The sequence below is a fragment of the Amycolatopsis nigrescens CSC17Ta-90 genome, from assembly GCF_000384315.1.
Taxonomy (GTDB): domain Bacteria; phylum Actinomycetota; class Actinomycetes; order Mycobacteriales; family Pseudonocardiaceae; genus Amycolatopsis; species Amycolatopsis nigrescens.
The window spans coordinates 7,850,671-7,865,353 of the sequence record NZ_ARVW01000001.1 but is presented as its reverse complement, the minus strand read 5'-3'; the positions used below and the strand labels follow the sequence as shown (position 1 = coordinate 7,865,353).

Annotated in this window: 14 protein-coding genes and 2 pseudogenes; 7 read left to right on the top strand and 9 right to left on the bottom strand. The window is 69.1% G+C overall.

Annotation, left to right across the window (positions count from 1 at the left end):
• The first annotated feature begins 38 nt into the window (after positions 1–38).
• Together AMYNI_RS0137210 and AMYNI_RS0137205 are read left to right on the top strand one after the other, a co-directional pair.
• Entirely contained in the window at positions 39–1,553 is a 1,515-nt protein-coding gene (locus tag AMYNI_RS0137210; protein WP_020673206.1) for an MFS transporter, read from the top strand.
• A 102-nt stretch (positions 1,554–1,655) separates the two neighbouring features.
• Positions 1,656–2,843, top strand: coding sequence for an HNH endonuclease signature motif containing protein (locus tag AMYNI_RS0137205; protein ID WP_020673205.1), 1,188 nt, complete (start codon positions 1,656–1,658; stop codon positions 2,841–2,843).
• A 450-nt stretch (positions 2,844–3,293) separates the two neighbouring features.
• On the opposite strand, the gene AMYNI_RS0137195 is transcribed toward AMYNI_RS0137205, so the two are convergent.
• A complete protein-coding gene (locus tag AMYNI_RS0137195; RefSeq protein WP_020673203.1) occupies positions 3,294–3,602 on the bottom strand; it encodes a hypothetical protein in 309 nt (102 codons plus the stop codon).
• A 114-nt stretch (positions 3,603–3,716) separates the two neighbouring features.
• Between AMYNI_RS0137195 and AMYNI_RS48630 the strand changes: the two are divergent.
• A pseudogene (locus AMYNI_RS48630) lies at positions 3,717–3,917 on the top strand (ISL3 family transposase); the annotation flags it as partial.
• Positions 3,918–3,966: 49 nt separating this feature from the next.
• On the opposite strand, the gene AMYNI_RS0137190 reads toward AMYNI_RS48630, so the two are convergent.
• The gene (locus AMYNI_RS0137190; protein WP_051116403.1) at positions 3,967–4,473 is read right to left on the bottom strand and encodes a DinB family protein; all 507 of its coding nucleotides are present in this window, start codon (positions 4,471–4,473) and stop codon (positions 3,967–3,969) included.
• Between the two features lie 162 nt (positions 4,474–4,635).
• Here AMYNI_RS0137190 and AMYNI_RS46315 point away from each other — a divergent pair.
• Positions 4,636–5,942, top strand: a pseudogene (locus AMYNI_RS46315) (ISL3 family transposase).
• 17 nt (positions 5,943–5,959) lie between these two features.
• Here AMYNI_RS46315 and AMYNI_RS0137180 read toward each other — a convergent pair.
• Positions 5,960–6,616 (bottom strand): DJ-1/PfpI family protein, encoded by a 657-nt coding sequence (locus AMYNI_RS0137180; RefSeq protein ID WP_020673201.1) that lies wholly within the window; start codon positions 6,614–6,616, stop codon positions 5,960–5,962.
• Positions 6,617–6,816: 200 nt separating this feature from the next.
• Between AMYNI_RS0137180 and AMYNI_RS0137175 the strand changes: the two genes are divergently transcribed.
• Complete coding sequence (locus AMYNI_RS0137175; RefSeq protein WP_020673200.1) at positions 6,817–7,251, top strand: cupin domain-containing protein; 435 nt, start codon at positions 6,817–6,819, stop codon at positions 7,249–7,251.
• Positions 7,252–7,329: 78 nt separating this feature from the next.
• Here AMYNI_RS0137175 and AMYNI_RS0137170 read toward each other — a convergent pair whose 3' ends face one another.
• The 4 genes from AMYNI_RS0137170 to AMYNI_RS0137155 all read right to left on the bottom strand — a co-directional run bounded on the left by AMYNI_RS0137170 (position 7,330) and on the right by AMYNI_RS0137155 (position 10,593).
• Complete coding sequence (locus AMYNI_RS0137170; protein WP_020673199.1) at positions 7,330–8,154, bottom strand: ABC transporter permease; 825 nt, start codon at positions 8,152–8,154, stop codon at positions 7,330–7,332.
• Positions 8,151–9,113: a daunorubicin resistance protein DrrA family ABC transporter ATP-binding protein gene (locus tag AMYNI_RS0137165; protein ID WP_020673198.1), complete on the bottom strand. Its 963-nt coding sequence runs from the start codon at positions 9,111–9,113 to the stop codon at positions 8,151–8,153. Before AMYNI_RS0137165 ends, AMYNI_RS0137170 begins: the two co-directional genes overlap by 4 nt.
• A gap of 34 nt (positions 9,114–9,147) precedes the next feature.
• On the bottom strand, positions 9,148–9,996 hold the full coding sequence (locus tag AMYNI_RS0137160) for a DUF4097 family beta strand repeat-containing protein (protein ID WP_020673197.1): 849 nt from the start codon (positions 9,994–9,996) through the stop codon (positions 9,148–9,150).
• Between the two features lie 72 nt (positions 9,997–10,068).
• The gene (locus AMYNI_RS0137155) at positions 10,069–10,593 is read right to left on the bottom strand and encodes a hypothetical protein (RefSeq protein ID WP_020673196.1); all 525 of its coding nucleotides are present in this window, start codon (positions 10,591–10,593) and stop codon (positions 10,069–10,071) included.
• 219 nt (positions 10,594–10,812) lie between these two features.
• Here AMYNI_RS0137155 and AMYNI_RS0137150 point away from each other — a divergent pair, with 219 nt between their 5' ends.
• Entirely contained in the window at positions 10,813–11,187 is a 375-nt protein-coding gene (locus AMYNI_RS0137150) for a hypothetical protein (protein ID WP_020673195.1), read from the top strand.
• A 39-nt stretch (positions 11,188–11,226) separates the two neighbouring features.
• Here the strand turns inward: AMYNI_RS0137150 and AMYNI_RS0137145 are convergent, their stop codons facing one another.
• Positions 11,227–12,225, bottom strand: coding sequence for a DUF3558 family protein (locus AMYNI_RS0137145; RefSeq protein WP_063713789.1), 999 nt, complete (start codon positions 12,223–12,225; stop codon positions 11,227–11,229).
• Between AMYNI_RS0137145 and AMYNI_RS0137140 the strand changes: the two genes are divergently transcribed.
• Positions 12,224–13,351 (top strand): DUF2332 domain-containing protein, encoded by a 1,128-nt coding sequence (locus AMYNI_RS0137140; protein ID WP_211225537.1) that lies wholly within the window; start codon positions 12,224–12,226, stop codon positions 13,349–13,351. The genes AMYNI_RS0137145 and AMYNI_RS0137140 overlap by 2 nt on opposite strands.
• Here the strand turns inward: AMYNI_RS0137140 and AMYNI_RS0137135 are convergent.
• Positions 13,348–14,649: an MFS transporter gene (locus AMYNI_RS0137135; RefSeq protein WP_026361401.1), complete on the bottom strand. Its 1,302-nt coding sequence runs from the start codon at positions 14,647–14,649 to the stop codon at positions 13,348–13,350. The genes AMYNI_RS0137140 and AMYNI_RS0137135 overlap by 4 nt on opposite strands.
• Positions 14,650–14,683 lie beyond the last annotated feature (34 nt).

The window sequence follows — 14,683 nt, the reverse complement described above, 5'->3', positions numbered from 1 at the left end:
GGTGACTTCCGCCTGTTCACCGGATGCGAAGGAGCCCCATGAGCACATCGACCGCACGCCGAGCAGGCCCGAAGGAATGGGCCGGGCTGGCCGTGCTGGCGCTGCCCACCGTGCTGCTCGGCCTGGACGTCACCGTGCTGTACCTGGCGCTGCCGTCACTGGCCGAAGATCTGCGGCCCAGCGGCACCGAAGCGCTGTGGATCATGGACGCCTACGGCTTCCTGATCGCCGGGTTCCTGATCACCATGGGCACCCTCGGCGACCGGATCGGCCGCCGCAAGCTGCTGATGATCGGCGCCGCCGCGTTCGGTGCGGTCTCGGTGCTGGCCGCCTACGCCAGCAGCGCCGAACTGCTGATCGCCGCGCGCGCGGGCCTCGGCATCGCCGGGGCCACGCTGATGCCGTCCACCTTGGCCCTGATCAGCAACCTGTTCGCCGACGCCCGTCAGCGAGCGCTGGCGATCGGGGTCTGGGCGACGAGTTTCGCGCTCGGTATGGCCGCCGGGCCGCTGGTGGGCGGCGCACTGCTCGCGCGTTTCTGGTGGGGCTCGGCTTTTCTGATCGCGGTCCCGATCGTCGTGCTGCTGCTGGTGGCCGCGCCGGTGCTGATACCCGAATACCGCGCTCCACGCGGTGGCCGGTTCGACCTGCTCAGCGTCGCACTCTCGCTGATCGCCATGCTGCCGGTGATCTACGCGGTGAAGCGGTTCGCGAAGGAGGGATTCGACCTCGGCACAGCGGCGGCACTGGTGATCGGCACGGTCTTCGCGGTGCTGTTCGTCCGGCGCCAGCGCGGACTGGCCAATCCCCTGCTGGACATGAGGTTGTTCGCCAGCCGCACCTTCAGCGCCGCGCTGGCCATCCTGCTCGTCGGGCTGGTCGGTGTCGGTGGCGTCATGCTGCTGGTCACCCAGCAGCTGCAGCTGGTGGAGGGGCTGTCACCGATGGAGGCCGGGGTGTGGATGGGGCCGCCCGCCCTGATGATGTTCGTGGCCGCGATCGGGGCACCGCTGCTCGCGCGCCGCGTTCGCCCCGGCCTCGTCGTGGCCGGAACCCTGGCACTGTCCACAGTGGGGTACCTGCTCCTCACCCAGGTGGACACCACCGGCGGCATCGCCCTGATCGTGACCGGCTTCGGGCTGGTCTACCTCGGCTTGGGAGCGATCGCGGCGCTGGGCACGGACCTGGTGGTCGGCGCGGCCCCACCGGACAAGGCCGGATCGGCATCGGCGATGTCGGAAACCGTGCAGGAGCTGGGTCTCGCGCTGGGAGTCGCGGTACTCGGCAGCCTGGCCACCGCCGTCTACCGCGGCCGGATCGGCGAGGACCTTCCCGCCGGGGCGGCCGGTGACAGCCTCGCGGGCGCGACCTCGGTGGCGCCCCAGCTGTCCGAAGACCTGCTCAGGCAAGCGAAAGAGGCGGCCACGTCCGGGCTGAACGTGGCCACCTTGGTCGCTGCGATCGGAATCCTGCTCCTCTCCTGCCTGTCCGCCGTGGCGCTGCGGCACATCAGCACCATCGGCGGCGACGAGCAAGAGCGCGGCAACATTTGAAGGCATGCACCTTTTCCCTCTTTCGTGTTTTAGCGGGGGCGGTTTCTGTCGGAGTTCGGCGGTATTATGGAGGTACATTCGAAAGTACGGGGGTTGTCTTCGATGAATGCGGCGTCGATTGAGCGGCTCGATGTGTCGCAAGCGGTGGGGGTGGTGATCTCGACTCGGCGAGCGATCTGTCGCATGCAGGCCGTGCAGGCCCGCGCGATCGCCCAGGTCAGCCGGGCTCGTGGTGGTGCGCGGTGGGTCGCTGACGAGTTGGCGCCGGAGCTGCGGCTGTCCCGTGAAACGACCGCGACCCGGGTGGGCCTGGCGAAGGCGCTCGTGACGCGAATGCCATGCCTCTTGGCCGCGATGACCGAGGGCGAGTTGGATATCGAGAAGGCACGTCAAGCCTTTGATGGCGTGGCGGTGTTGTCCGATGAATTGGCCCGTCAAGCGGATGAGATTCTGGCTGGTCGTATCGGTGAAAAGAATCCCAGCAACTGGCGCAAAACGGTCACTCGCGTGGTCGCCAGTCTCGATCCCGAAGGCCAACGCGCCCGCGCGGAGGCCCGCCGTAAGCAGCGCCGGGTCGAGTTGCACCACGAGCCCGACGCGATCGCCTCACTCTGGGCCTACCTCCCGGTCGAAATCGCGACCGCCGTGTACGCCCGGATCGACATGCTGGCGCGGAAGCTTCGTGGTGGCGATGAAACCCGCACGATGGACCAATTGCGTGCCGATGTGTTGGCGGAGTTGCTGCTCGGCAAGGGCTGGGAAGGCTTGGCCGCTCAGGTGTTCATCCACATCCCCCTCGACACCGCGTTAGGCATCCGCGATGACGGCTGCGAACTGGTCGGCCACGGCCCCATCCCGGGTGAGGTGGGGCGTCAGCTCATGAACCAACCCGGTTCGGTGTGGCGGAAGGTGTTGACCGATCCCGTGTCGGGCACTGTCCGGGATATCGGCCGCACCCGCTACCGCCCACCGGCCGATCTCGCCGAACTCGTCCGGGTGCGTGACCGCACCTGCCGCGCACCAGGCTGTAACCGGCCCGCGCAACGCTGCGACGCGGACCATTGCACGGCGTGGTCGCAAAATGGGGACACCTGCGAGCACAACCTGTGCTGCCTGTGCCGCCACCACCACCGGTTGAAAGACGAGCCCGGCTGGGCCTTCGAGTTCGACCCAAGAACGGCCGATTTGACGGTCACCACCCCCACCGGCCGCACCTACACCACCAGACCCGAACCATTGCTCGACCCACCGCCACCACCGAAGATCACCAACGGGCCACCACCCTTCTAGCGATCCGGCCGTACCGCCAACGGCAAACTCGCCGACCCGAACGGCCAACTCGGTGACGCCAACGGCCAACTCGCTGGGCAGCACCTACTCCACCCGGCCCGAGCCGCTGCGCGAACCGGTGGCCAGGATCGCTGACGGGCCGCCGGCCTTCTAACGCTCGAGGTCGGGGTCGCGGTCGCCTTGCAGGCGACGCGAGGCAAAATTTCGCTCCGGTACAGCGTTGCGTCGTTGGTCACCAGCGAAATTTCACCCCGCACCGGAAAGATCAGGTCCCGTGGGCAGCCATACCCGGCATCCACACCCTCACCCCGCCAGCCCACGCCCAGCCTGGGTAGCCACTCCCCCTTGTGGTGGTCCCGCCATTTGTGGTGCATTGCCTGCGGGTGGAAGTTCGCGCACCCGAGTGGTCGACTCGCCGAGCGCCAACGCGGGACTCGCCCGCCGGAGTGGCTAGTGCCTTGTCCCGCGGCGCCGGCCGGTGACCTTGGAGGCGGGCAGACGGCCAGCCTTGGAGCTGCCGGTCATCGTGTCGCCCTCGACGAGGACGTCGAAGGCGAGGTTCAGGCGCAGCGGCTTGGTGATGGACTGCTGCCAGCCGATCCGATTTCCTTCGAGGACGAGGTCGCGCAACACGATCTCCTCGCCCGCCCCGTTGGCGGTGCCGTGCCAGGTGCCGGCTTCCTCGCGTAGGACGACAACCGCGTTGATCTTTCCGACCGGAGCGGAGATGGACAGGTCCCAGGTTCCTGCGGGATGCATCCGACGATTCCTTCCCTGCGAGGTTTTCGGGCTCTTCGCAGTGGAGGGTGTAGTCCGGTCGGCGTGTCGGTGGCCGGGTAGGGGTCGAGGTCTCCCGAGGATGGAGGTGACTATGATCTCGGGCTCGAAGTGCTCGGGCAGCGGTTGGAGCCCGATCGGGCGATTCTCCGGTGCCGGGTTGTCGAGCCCGTCAGATGGTGTCGTCGCTGCGGATGCCAGGGCGCGGCCAGGACACGGTGGTCCGGCGGTTGGCGCACGAGCCGTTCGGGTGGCGGCCCACGGTGTTGGAGGTCAGCCTCCGCCGATACCGGTGTAACGCCGCCTCCGACGACCGGAACACGGACCGACGATGCGCCGCGAGCCGTCAGTCGCCGACGCTGCCGTCGATCATCTCGCGCAGGATGTCCGCGTGGCCCGCGTGCCGGCCGGTCTCCAGGATCACGTGCAGGTACACCCACCGCAACGTCAGCTCCCTGCCCCGCGGTGCGTAGTCGAGGCTGTGCTGGGCGGCGATCTCGCGGGAGCGGTCGCACTCCGCCTGGTAGGCGCCGATGACGTCTTCGAGCTTCTCGTTCGGCTCCAGCCGCAGGTCGGCCTCCGGGTCTGCGTCGGTCCACGGCGGCGTGGGCAGCTCCGCGGCGGGGATCTGCCCGATCTGCTCGGCGAACCCGCCCAGTTCCACCCACCGCAGGTGTTTGATCAGGCCGCCGAGGTTGGTGCCGGTCGGCACCGGGCTGCGCCGGGCGTCCTCCTCCGACACCCCGCGGGCCTTGCGCACGACGGCGTCGCGCAGGTAATCCAGGAACGTCTCGAGCTGCTCGCGCTCGCTGGCGGCGACCACGCTGCCGAGGATCTCACTCGGTCTAGTCATGGCCCGAACGTAGCACGCGGGCCGACCCTCGCACCGGGGGCTATTTGGGCTCTTCGCAGTCGCAGTTGAGGGTGTAGTCCGGTCGGCGCGTCGGTGGCCGGGCCGGGGTCGAGGTCTCCCGAGGATGGAGGTGACTATGCCGTCCATCTGGAAGACCTCGACGTGTCTGACGCTACCTTCGCCCGCCCTGACCTGACCACGTTCGCTCGTCTTGATGATCTCGGGCTCGAAGTGCTCGGGCAGCGGTTGGAGCCCGATCGGGCGATTCTCCGGTGCCGGGCTGTCCAGCCCGACAGATGGTGTCGTCGCTGCGGATGCCAGGGCGCGGCCAGGACACGGTGGTCCGGCGGTTGGCGCACGAGCCGTTCGGGTGGCGGCCCACGGTGTTGGAGGTCAGCCTCCGCCGATACCGGTGCACCGGGTGCGGTCACGTGTGGCGCCAGGACACGTCGCGGGCCGCCGAGCCGCGGGCGACGCTGTCGCGACGTGGCCTGTGGTGGGCGCTGGAAGCCCTGGTGTGCCAACACCTGAGTGTCGCCCGCGTCGCCGACGCTCTGGGGGTCTCGTGGAACACCGCCAACGACGCGGTCCTGGCCGAGGGCCGCCGGGTCCTGATCGACGATCCGCACCGCTTCGACGACGTGCAGGTCATCGGCGTGGACGAGCACGTCTGGCGGCACACCCGGCGTGGCGACAAGTACGTGACCGTGATCATCGACCTGACGCCGATCCGCGACGGCACCGGGCCGGCGCGGCTTCTGGACATGGTCGCCGGCCGCTCTAAACAGGCGTTCAAGGCCTGGCTCGCCGAACGGGACAAGTCCTGGCGCGACAATATCGAGGTCGTCGCGATGGACGGGTTCACCGGGTTTAAGACCGCCACCACCGAAGAGCTACCCGAGGCTGTGCCGGTGCTGGACCCCTTCCACGTCGTCCGTCTGGCAGGCGACGCCCTGGATCAGTGCCGGCGCCGGGTCCAGCAAGCCACCCACGGGCACCGAGGCCGCACCGGCGATCCACTGTATGCCGCGCGACGCACCCTGCACACCGGCGCCGACCTGCTCACCGAGACCCAGCAGCACCGGCTGACGGAGCTGTTCGCGGCCGACGCCCACGTCGAGGTCGAAGCCACCTGGGGCATCTACCAGCGGATGATCGCCGCCTACCGTGAGCCCGACCGAACCCGGGGCCGCGAGCTGATGAGGCAGTTGATCGAGTCGATCAGCCGAGGCGTCCCCAGCCCGTTCAGCGAGATCATCACGCTCGGCCGCACCCTGACCAAGCGCGCCGCCGACGTGCTCGCCTACTTCGACCGGCCCGGCACATCCAACGGCCCCACCGAAGCGATCAACGGCCGCCTCGAACACCTCCGCGGCTCCGCCCTCGGCTTCCGCGACCTGACGAACTACATCGCCAGATCACTGCTCGAGACAGGCGGCTTCCGACCCCAACTACACCCTCGATTGTGAAGAGCCGGTTTTCGTAATCAGAATGCGATCGGCGCTGGACCGGAATCGCGCCAGACGACGCCACGGCGTTCGTGAGCGAACAATTCTTCAACGGCATGTGCGACCCGCGGACCGATTTCCCGTTCCAGCAGGTACAGCCCCAGGTCGAGACCGGAGGTGACACCCGCCGCGGTGACCACGTCTCCGTCGTCCACGACGCGGGCGGGCACCGCATGGGCGCCGGTGGCGTCGAGCAGGTCGAGGCCGAGGTGGTGCGTGGTGACGTGCCGGCCCTCCAGCAGGCCGGCCATGGCCAGCACCAGTGAACCGCCGCAGACGGCGGTCACAGTCGTACTCCGATTCCCCATTGCCTCCTTCAGCAGCGCAGGCAGCTCGGTGGTCAAGGCGCGGCCGAGCAGCGCCGGAATGTGCTCGTCCGGCCCGTCGGCGGGCTCCCCGACCCGACCGGAAGCGCCGGGGACCAGGACGAGACCGGGCCGGGCCGGATCGAGGGCGGCGGTGGCGCGCAGGGTCAGCCCACCAGTGCCGCCGACCACCTCACGAGGCCCTTCGGCCGAGACCAGTTCGACCGTCAGCGCTCCACCGGATGCGATACCGCCCGCATACAACACCTCGTAGGGCGCCACCACATCGAGCGGATCAAAGCCGTCGAACAGAACGAGCTGGGCGTGCATATGAATGCCTTTCGAGCGAGTGGGAATTGTGTTCGAACATTAACCCGCACCCACTCGGCCTACCATCGGCATTAAGGACAATTCTCAACGGGATATCGCCAACGCTTTGCCAAAGCAGCAAAAATCTTTGCGGCGCACGGCCCGGTGGCCGCAACCTGGGTTCCCGGACGAAGACCACCGAAACCACCAGGAGGCACGGGATGACCACCCACCAGCACACCGGTTCCGCAGTGAACACCAACGCCGAACCGCCGCGGGGCAACCGCGTCCACCACGTCCGGGCCGGCGAGCTGGACGGTCACACCGCGATCAGCGGCGCCACGACCGGCTCGAAGAAGCTCTGGATGGGCCTGGTTCGGAACCCGCCTTCGAGCGCGACCGACGATCACCACCACGGCGACTCGGAGGCGGGGATCTACGTGGTCAGCGGCCATCCCGTGTTCGTCTACCACGACGGCACCCAGGAGGTGCGGATCTCCGCCGGCCCTGGCGACTTCCTGCTCGTTCCCCCGTTAGTCCCGCATCGCGAGGAGAATCCCGACCCGGACGAGCCGGTGGTCGTGGTGATCGCACGGACCACCCAGGAGCCGATCAAGGTCTCCCTGCCCGAGCTGTACCAGCTCGAAACCGCCTGAACGCGATAAAGCACGCCTGCCGTTCTCGACCGGGTCGAGAACGGCAGGCGTGCTGCTTCCTTTGGTACGGAAGAACAATCAGCGGGAGTACTCGCGGTTGAACAGCTTCTTCGCCCAGAGGTAGCCACCCAGCGCGATGACGAAGCACCAGCCGAGCGCGATCGCCAGGTTGTTGCCGATCGGCGTGCCCATCAGCAGGCCGCGCAGGGTTTCGATGATCGGCGTGAACGGCTGGTACTCGGCGAACCAGCGGATCGCGGCCGGCATCGAGTCGGTCGGCACGAACCCGCTGCCGAGGAAGGGCAGCAGCACCAGCGGCATGCCCACGTTGCTCGCGGTCTCCACGCTGCCGCTCGCCTGCCCCAGCGCGACCGACAGCCAGATCAGCGCGAACCCCATCGCCAGGATGACACCGCCGGCGGCGAGCCAGTCACCGAAGCCCGCCGAGGGGCGGAAGCCGACCAGGAAGGCGACACCGAGGACGACGGCGACGCTGAGCACCACCTGGATCAGGCTGCCCAGCACGTGCCCGGTCAGCACCGAGACTCTGGCTATGGACATGGTGCGGAAGCGGGCGATGATGCCTTCGGTCATGTCCATCGCGACCGACACGGCGGTGCCCTGCACCGCACTGGTGACGGTCATCAGGATGATCGCGGGCACCACGTAGTTGACGTACTCCGCGCGCCCACCGGACGCACCGCCGAGCCCGGCACCCAGCGTGCCGCCGAACACGTAGACGAACAGCAGCAGGAAGACGATCGGCATCCCGACCAGCATCACCGTCATCGACGGGTAGCGGAGCATGTGCTTGAGGTTGCGGCTCAGCATGGTGGCCGAGTCGCTCAGCGCGTGGGAGCGGGTGCTCGCCGTGCGGTGGGGCGCGTGGGTCATGGTGCTCATCGGGCTGCCACCTTCTCGTTCGCGGGGTTGGTGCCGGTCAGGGCGAGGAAGACGTCGTCGAGGTCGGGGGTGTGCACGGTCAGCTGGTCGACGTCGATCGTGTCCGCGTCGAGCCGGTTGATCAGGGCCTTCAACGAGCGGAGGCTGCCGTCGCTGGGCACCCGGAGGGTCAGCGACTCGACGTCGGGCGTCCCGCCCGCGATTGCCCGCACGGCCGCGTCGAGACCGCGGGCGTCGGCGAACCGGAGCTGGACGTGACCACCGGGGATGCGGCGCTTGAGCTCGTCCGCGGTGCCCTCGGCGACCAGCCGCCCGTGGTCGAGCACGGCGATCCGGTCGGCGAGCTCGTCGGCCTCCTCCAGGTACTGCGTGGTGAGGAAGATGGTGACGCCGCCGGCCACCAGATCGCGGACGATCTGCCACAGGCCGCGGCGGCTGCGCGGGTCCAGCCCGGTGGTCGGTTCGTCGAGGAAGATCACCTGCGGGCTGCCGACCAGTGTCATCGCGAGATCGAGCCGCCGCCGCATGCCGCCGGAGTAGGTGGAAACGGTCTTCTTCCCGGCCTCGGTCAGGTCGAACCGGGCGAGCAGCTCGGTGGCCAGCCGCCTCCCCTCGGCCCGGCCGAGGTGGTGCAGCTTCGCCATCAGGATCAGGTTCTCCTCGCCGGTGAGCAGGTTGTCCACCGCCGAGAACTGGCCGGTGACCCCGATCGAGGCACGCACCGCGTCGGGGTCACCCGCCAGGTCGTGCCCGGCAACCGTCGCGGCACCGTGGTCGGCGTTGATCAGCGTGGACAGGATCTTGACCGTGGTGGTCTTGCCCGCGCCGTTCGCACCGAGCAGCGCGAAGACGGTGCCCCGCGGCACGTTCAGGTCGATGCCGTCGAGCACGGTCTTGTCGCCGTAGGACTTGCGGAGTCCGGTCGCCGTGATGGCGGACCGAGAAGGCCTCGTGGTCATGTTCTTGGTTCCCTTTCGGCAGGTTCGATCGGATTCAGGCGCGGCGGACGGTGATGTCGCCGAAGGAGGTGTGCGCGCGGACCTCGACGGTCTCGCCGTCGCCGCCGGGCTGCGGGGAGGTGCCGGAGAGCGCGTTGCGCACGCGGCCGTAGCCGGTGTCCAGGTCGAGCCACGCGTCGATGCCGTCCGCGACACCGACTTCGAGGTCACCGGTCGAGGTGTTGAGCACGAGTGCGCCGCGGATCACCTCGCCGACGAAGATGCTGCCGTTGGCGCACTTCGCGTCGACCCCGGCGCTCGCCCTGTCGACGGAGATGTCACCGTTGGCGGCGCGGACCCGGACCTCGCCGGTGGCGGCGCCGATCTCGGTGCGGCCGTTGGAGTTCTTGACCACGCCGGTGCCGTCGACCTCGCCGATGGTCACCCGCCCGGAGCCGGTGCTGACCTCCGCGTTGCCGGCGACTCGGTCCACCACGACGTAGCCCGCCCCGGTGTCCACCCGCAACGGTCCCGTCCCGTCCAGCCGGACGTGTCCGGCGGACATCTCGAACCGGCACTCGCCGAGCAGCCCGGTGCCGTGAAACTGACCGATCGCGGCGTCGCCGTGCACCCTGGAACCCGAGGGCAGCTCGATCGTCACGTCGACCGACCTGGTCTTGCGCGAGGGGTCGAAGAACCGCGGCCGCGGCCCGGTGACCAGCAGCTCCCCGTTCACGTACTCGACGCGGACCTGCTTCGCGGCCTTGACGTCCGACTCATCGGTCTGGTCGCTCGGGCGCACCTCGACCACCGTGTCGGTCCGGTCGCTCGCGCTGATCCGCACGTCACCGACGCCGAGGTCGATGGTGGCCGAGATGGGTTCCGGCGTATCGAAAATGGGCATGACTGTCCTCTTCTTCTGGGTTGGTTGGGCATCCCCGCTGGTGGGGGACGTGTCGTGGGTCGTGCGAGCGGGCTAGTGCACCCAGCCGATGCGGCTCTCCGGGCCGCGCCTGCCCTGCGGTGCGGGACGGGCAGCGCGGTCCTGTGTTTCCAGCGCGGCCGAGGCGACCCGGACCAGCCAGGCGTTCACCGACCGGCGCTGCTCGGCCGCCGCCTTCTCGATCGCCGTCTTGAGCTGTTCGGGAACGCGGAAGTTGATGCGCGCCATCGCGCCGTCCTCGGTGCCGAGGTGTCCATCCACCCGCGATGCCGCCTCCGCGGTGGATGCGGCCGGGCGCGATGCCGGCTGCTCCGGCGGCGGTGGCGTCACGACAAATCGCGGGTCCCGGCCGCGCAGGCGCAGCTCGACCGAGCCGGGCGCCAGGTCCCGGGTGATCTCGTCCATGGCACCGGACAGCGCGTCCAGCAGGGTGAGCCGGATCGCCGACTCCAGCGATCCGGTCAGCCGCTCGAACAGCTCGCGGGACTCGTCGCCACCGGCCTCGAACGCCGCCGCGAGCTCCCGGCCGAGGTTGTCCACGTACGCTGTCAGGTCCATGGCACCACTATGGCACATCTATGGCGCCATCACAAGCCACCATGGCGCACGATGGCGTCATGGTGGCATCTACGCAGGTGGACGTAGGTTTACTCGCCCCACAGCACTCCAGCACTAGGCTGGGCAGGTGCGGTTTGCCCATCCATAGTTGGACGTGATGACGCGTGCAGGTGGGTTCTTGGGGACCGGTCCTGTCGATGGTGCGGATGATTCGACTTCATGGACGAGGCGGAACATATTCGGCAACTCGACAAGTTGATCAGCAGGATTGACCTCGCAGCTGACCGGATCTTCGAAGCGGCGAAGCAACTGTCTGACGAAGTCGACGACGCGCAGGCTCGCGAGGACGCCGAATACGAGGATGCGCTGCAGGTCGGTATGAGGACGAAGTGGCGGTGGCGTCGCCTGGACAGCCTGGACGATTACGCCGATGTCATGACGGAGTCCGTGGTGGCCTGGACGAGAAAGGCGTCGCATATCTATGCCCAGCGACCCACCAGCGGGTGGGGGCGGTACAGGCAACGCCGTCAGCTGCTCTCGATCGCCAACTACTTCGAACACGGAGCCGACCGTCTCGGGAAAACCCATCCCTGACCAGCGGCGTCGTAGCAGCGGTTGGACCGCGCGACCGGATCAGGCGGCGGGCAGTTTCGGCACCACGGTCTTCGCCAGCTTGACCGCCCGCTCGCAGGCCCCCGCCCGGTCGATGCCACCGGCCGCGTCACTGGTGTATTCGACGGACACGATCTCCCCGAAACCGTCGGCCTCGTCCTCGGTGGGCGTCTCGACGTGCCGCCAGGAGACCGTGCAGCCGACGTCCTCGATGTCCCGCTCCTGCTGGATCGCGGTCACCCCGCCACCGAGATCGACCTGCTTGCCGTCCTCGGGTCCTTCCGGCAGGCCCTGCCGGAAGTTCACCCCCACCAACGGATAGGTCCCGTCGTCCGCCCAGCGGTCGCATTCGTGCAGGCTCTGCGGCTCGCCGCGGACGGTCTTGCCGAGCAGCTCGGCGACGGTCCGCTCGTCGGCGGTGGCGCACGGATCGAGGGTGAGCACCGAACCGGGCACCTGCTCGTACCGCGGCGGGTCGCCGTGCAGGCTTCGCACGATCCGCGTCAGCGCGGTACGCCCGGCGGCGCACGGATCTCCACCGGGGTAGTCGACCTGGAAAGTGATGCCCAGCAACGACTCGTGCGAAGTCACCGCGGTGACGAAGCACGAGTCGGCGTCGTTCTTGTCCACTTCGAGCGGTAGCCCTTCGAGGACGTCGGTCGCCTTGTCGGTGGAGACCATCGCGTCGCCGATGCGCAGGGTCAGGTCGAACTCCTTGCCGCCGGCGTCCCGCGACTCGACGGTGCAGACGCCCCATTCGGAGCTGGAGTGGCTGTCCTCGACCAGGGTGCCGACCTCGGCGAGGTTCTCCTTGTCGAGCATCGCGCAGGGGTCGACGGTCCGCAGTGCCGCGGCGGCCACGGCGGGGTCGGTGATCGGTGGTTTGCCCGGCTCGGCGACGCTCGTGCCCTGCCCTTTGCCGGGGCCCGTCGCGTCCACACCGCCGCAGGCGGCACCGACGAGACCGAGCACCACGACGGTGGCGGCCAGCGCCGGCCGCCGCACCACGCTGTTGATCATGCCGGCACGCTATCGAGCCCCGCGCCGCGGCCGCAGCACTTTCGGCAATCCGATGGCTAGAATCGCCGGGATGCGCTCCCTCGCCCAGCTGTACCGGCATTTCGGTGAGGTCGACGCCGCCGGAACATCGCCGCTGTACGAACGCATCGCCTTCGCACTGAGCGAGTCCGACGAGGCGCTGCGCGCCATCGAGACGGCGCCGGCGCGCAAGCGGCACCCCACGGTGATCCTCGCCGCGCTGCACGACCTCGCCCTGGCCGGACGCGCCCCGGCGCTCGCCGCGGCCTACGCCGCCGCGGACGGCGACGCTGCCGCCGGCGCGGCGATCGACGCGCTGCTGCGGATGACCGACGCGGTCGTGGCCAACGCCGTGCGCCGGCCGCATCGGGCAGGCGAGACCGGACGCTGCGCCGTGCTGTATCCGGCCATCGCCGAGGCGGCGCGCCGGGCAGGTGCGGACGCGATCGGGCTGATCGACGTGGGCTGTTCGGCCGGGCTCAACCTCAACGTCGATCGCGTTGGCATCACCTATGACAACGGACAATCGCTGGGCGACCCGTCATCACCCGTGCAGCTGTCGTCTTCGTTCAGGGGCGACCGGCCCATCCCGACGCTGGCGATGCCCGAAGTCGTCGCCAGGATCGGCGTCGACCTCGATCCGGTCGACGTGACCGACGCGGCTCAAGCCCGATGGCTGCGCGCCTGTGTGTGGCCGGATCAGCCGGACCGACTCGCGAGGCTCGAAGCGGAATTGGCCTTGGCGGCGACCGTCCCTCCCCTGCTGCTGCGAGGTGACGCCGTCGAACTGCTGCCCGACGCCTTCGCCCAGGTACCAGCGGATGCTCTGCCCGTCGTCACCACGACGTGGGCGCTGTCGCGGTTCTCGCTCGAAAGCCGCCTGCGCTTCCTGCACCGCCTCGACGAAGCGGCGACCGGCAGGGCGGTGGCCTGGGTGTCCGCCGAGGGAGTCGGAGTCGCGCCGTCGATACCGACGCTGGGCGATCGCCGCGCCTCCGGCCACAGCATCATCGGGCTGGCGGTGTTCGGCCAGTCGGCCCTGCGCGCCGAGGCCATCGGCCGCTGCTGGTCCCAGGGCCGCTTGCTGGCGTGGCTGGCCGAAAGCTAGTTCATCCCGGTCGCGGACCGCCGCTGGTCGAAACAAGCGCCTACCGCGATCAGCAGTCCACCCCCGACGAAGAGCAGCGAAACACCCCAGGTGCCGTGGCCGGGTGCGGCCTGCACGAGTGCCAGCGCGGACAGTGGCGCGAGGCCGCCGGACAAGGCGCCACCGACCTCACGCCCGGTGCCGAGGCCGGACGAACGGACCTCGGCCGGGAACTGCCGGGCCAGGAACGCGCCCTGGGCGGACAACATGGCCGGCACCACGATTCCGGTCGCGCAGACAAGGCCGATCCAGATCAGCCAGGAAGCTCCGGTGTCGAGCAGCCAGAAGAACGGGAACGCGAGCGCCACGGTGGCCACACCGCCCGCGAGCACGACGGTGCGCGCCCCGATCCGGTCGGCGAGCCGGCCGGCCAGCGGCACCGTCACGATCGCGAAGAAGCTCGCGATGCTGATGCCCAGCGCGCCGATGTTCGCCGGCACGTTCCGGTAGTTCGTCAGGTAGGCCAAGGAAAAGGTCTTGAAGATGTAGCTGACGCCGTTGTAGCCGATGGTGATCACCATGACCACGGCCAGCGCCCGCCAGTTGCCGCGCACCAGTTGCACCAGCGGCGCTCGCTTGCGCGCCTTGCGCGCGACAGCCTCGAACTCCGGCGTCTCCGGCATGCCACGGCGCACCCACAGGCCGACGCCGACCAGCGCGAAGCTGAGCAGGAACGGGATCCGCCAGCCGAACCCGTGCAGGAACTCCTTGTCCATACTGGTCAACGCGGCCACGGTGAGCGAGGAGACCAGCAGGCCGATGTTGACGCCGAGCGCGGGCCAGGCACCTTGGCGTCCGCGGCGGGCGGGATCGGCGTGCTCGTAGGCGACCGCGATCGCACTGCCGAACTCCGCGCCGGCGCCGAGCCCTTGCAGCAGGCGCAGCACGACGAGCAGCAGCGGGGCCGCGATGCCCACCGACGCGTAGGTCGGCAGCAGCCCGATTCCCGCCGAGGACGCGCCCATCAGCAGGAAAGTCAGCGACAGCACGCGTTTCCGGCCGATCCGGTCGCCGAACGCACCGAACAGGATGCCGCCGACCGGGCGCGCGAGGAACCCGACGGCGAAGGTGGCGACCGCGGCCATGGTCGCGGCGGTGGTACTGGCCGCCGGGAAGAAGACCTTGCCGAAGACCAGTGCGGCCATCGAGGCGTAGAGGTAGAAGTCGAACCACTCGAGGGCCGATCCGATCACCACGGCCGGCCCCACGCCGCGCGCGCTCCTGCGGGTACCGGTTTCGGTGGGCGCAACGCTGGCCATGGCTTCATCTCCGGGTCGAACGAGGCGGAACCGC